The organism is Gemmatimonas sp., assembly GCF_044345575.1.
GTDB lineage: Bacteria > Gemmatimonadota > Gemmatimonadetes > Gemmatimonadales > Gemmatimonadaceae > Gemmatimonas.
Window position 1 is genome coordinate 1 of record NZ_JBIJAW010000377.1, and the last position, 3066, is coordinate 3066.

General features: G+C 66.1%; 2 protein-coding genes. One reads left to right on the forward strand and one right to left on the reverse strand.

Annotated elements, in window-relative coordinates:
* Positions 1-2343 (forward strand): efflux RND transporter permease subunit (locus ACIQ6O_RS15395; RefSeq protein WP_396208660.1); only part of this gene is annotated, 2343 nt, incomplete at its 5' end.
* Here ACIQ6O_RS15395 and ACIQ6O_RS15400 read toward each other — a convergent pair.
* Positions 2291-3066, reverse strand: a 776-nt coding sequence (locus ACIQ6O_RS15400) for an ankyrin repeat domain-containing protein (protein WP_396208661.1), incomplete at its 5' end; no start/stop codon positions are given. The genes ACIQ6O_RS15395 and ACIQ6O_RS15400 overlap by 53 nt on opposite strands.

Genomic DNA, 3066 nt, shown 5'->3' on the forward strand with positions numbered 1-3066 from the left:
CAGGTGCAGTGGAATGACGGCGACGCGGTCCACATTGGTCGCTTCAACGGCGAGCGGGCCATGTGGGTCACGGTGGCCGTGCAGAAAGGCAACAACATCTCGCTGGTGAAGTCGAGTGTCTGGGATGCGCTCGATGCGTTCGAGAAGACACTCCCCAAGGGCATCACCCTCGCCCGCGGGTTCGATCAGTCGGCCAACGTGGACGAGCGTCTCTCCCGCCTCGGCTGGGACTTCGTCATCGCCATCGCGCTGGTGCTCATCACGCTGCTGCCGCTCGGCACGCGCGCGTCGGTGATCGTGATGATCTCCATTCCCACATCGCTGGCCATTGGCGTCTTGCTACTGTACGTCACCGGTTACTCCATCAATCAGCTCTCCATCGTGGGCTTCGTGATCGCCTTGGGGCTGCTGGTCGACGACTCGATCGTGGTGGTGGAGAACATCGCGCGCTTCCTGCGCGAGGGGTACACGCGCACGGAGGCCGCGATCGAGGCCACCAAGCAGATCGGCGTCGCGGTGCTTGGCGCCACCGGCACGCTCCTCTTCGCGTTCCTGCCGCTCCTCTTCTTGCCGGGTCTCGCGGGCAAGTACATCCGTTCGTTGCCCATGGCCGTGGTGTATGCGGTGCTGGCATCGCTGTTCGTGTCGCTCACCATCATCCCGTTCCTCGCCAGCCGTCTCATGCCACGTGAGGAGTCCCACGAAGGGAACGCGGTCCTGCGCTGGCTCGATGGGGGCATCAAGCGCAGCTATGCACCGCTGCTGCGCCGCGCGATGGCCTATCCGCGTGCCACACTCGTCGCGTCGTTCGGTCTCGTGGCAGCGGCCTTCACCCTCGTGCCGGTCGTGGGTTTCTCGCTGTTCCCCAAGGCGGGCACGCCGCAGTATCACGTGGACATCACGGCCCCCGAGGGCACGTCGCTCGCGGAAACCGATCGTGCGGTCCGCTACGCGGAATCGGTGGTACGCGGGCACCCGGACACGCGGGCCGTGCTGGCCAACGCGGGCAAGGACAATCCCAACGTGTACTACAACGTGTTTCAGCGGGCGGAGGCATCCAATCGCGGACAGTTGTTCGTGCTCTTGAAGCACTACGACAACACACGCACGCCGCTGGCGCTCGATTCCCTGCGTGAGAAGCTCGCGTTGTATCCGGGTGCGCGTATCGAACTCAAGGAGTTCGAAAACGGCCCGCCCATCGACGCGCCCATCGCCATGCGCATCGAGGGCCCCGATCTCGATACGCTGGCCACCATCGCCGCGCGTTTCGAAGCGGTGCTGAAGAGCACCGAGGGCACGCAATACGTGAACAATCCGGTGCGTCTCCGTCGCTCCGACCTGCGGCTCGTGGTGGACAAGCAGAAGGCGGGGATGCTGGGGGTGCCGAGCGCCGAAGTGGAGCGCACGCTACGGCTTGGTCTCGCCGGGCTGGAGGCCGGAAAGATTCGCGCCGAAAATGGTGAGGAGTATCCCCTCACCGTGCGCATCGCGCACAATGGCCGTCCGGCGCCCGAGGCGCTCGAACGGGTGTTCGTGAGCAACGTCTCCGGTGCCATGGTGCCCTTATCGCAGATCGCGAGCACGCGCTTCGTGACCTCTCCCACGACGATCGACCGTCTCAATCGTACGCGGGCCGTGACCGTGACGAGCTCCGTACGCTCGGGGTACAACACCGATGCCGTCACGAAGCGGGTCATCGAGCAGCTCGAGGCCATGCCGTTGCCCGCCGGCTACACGCTCGTGCCGGCTGGCGAGATCGAAAGCCGGCAGGAGAGTTTCGGCGGCATCGGTGGCGCGGTGGTGGTGGCGGTCTTTGCCATTCTCGCCATTCTCGTGCTGGAGTTCCGCGACTTCCGCACGACGCTGGTAGTGGCGAGCGTCATTCCGCTCGGGGTGGTGGGCGGCATCCTGGCCCTGCTGCTGAGTGGCTACACCTTCAGCTTCACGTCCATGATCGGATTCGTGGCACTCGTGGGGATCGAGATCAAAACCAGCATCCTGCTGGTCGACTTCACCGATCAGCTGCGCGCGCAGGGCGTGGGATTGGACGAGGCCATTCAGCAGGCCGGCGAAGTGCGCTTCCTGCCCATTGTGCTTACCACACTCACTGCGATCGGCGGCCTCTTGCCACTCGCCCTTCAGGGGAGCGGGCTCTACTCGCCGCTGGCGTGGGTCATCATTGGTGGTCTCATCTCGAGTACGCTCATCGCCCGGCTGGTGACCCCTGTGATGTACAAGCTGCTGGCGCCACAGGAGATGGTGGGAGACGATTCACACGCCACGCCACCGTTCACTCCTGGTCTACCCGCTCCTGCATGGCGAGGTGTTCACCCAGCCCCGTAAATCCGCGCGTGGCGGCGAGCATGGAGGGCGTGGTGCCGTCCTCCATCACGGCCTGCGGGTCGGCACCACGCGCGACGAGCAAGTCGCACAACGCGATGTCGCCGCGTGAGGCAGCGAGGTGCAGCGGGGTGATGTTCTGCGCGCCGCGGGCTTCCACGTCGGCGCCGGCCAGAATCAGGCGACGCACCACGCTGGCCTTCGTGGCCCCAGCCAGCGCGGCATGCAGCGGCGTGTTCCGGGTGGCGTTGGTCGAGTGAGCGTCCAGCGGCGCGCCGTGGTCGATGAGGAGGGAAACCGCCTCGTCCCGGCCGAAGAAGGCGGCGAGGTGCAGGGGGGTCCAACCGTCGCTGCTTCGCAGCACCCGCGCATCATCATCGCTCTCGATGGCTGACCGCAGCGCCGTGGCATCGCCGAGGGCCGCGGCCTCGCAGGCGTCGAGCGCCCGCCCGCGCAGCAGCATGGGTACCAGATCAACGGCCCCCACATAGGCCGCGTGCAGCACGAGTGACTCGCCACCCGTGGCCCGCATCGTGGCGCGGGAGGGGTCTTCGTCGAGCAGTCGCATCACGGCGAGTTGATCCTTCGCGCGGATCGCGGCCAGCAGGGTCTCAGGGGCGGTCGGGACCATGACTCTATCCTGCCGGTCGGAGGGGGCCGCGTCAACGGGTGGGCGTCGATGACGCTGGAACAGCGTAAAGTGACGGACGCGTAAAGAGTTGCCTC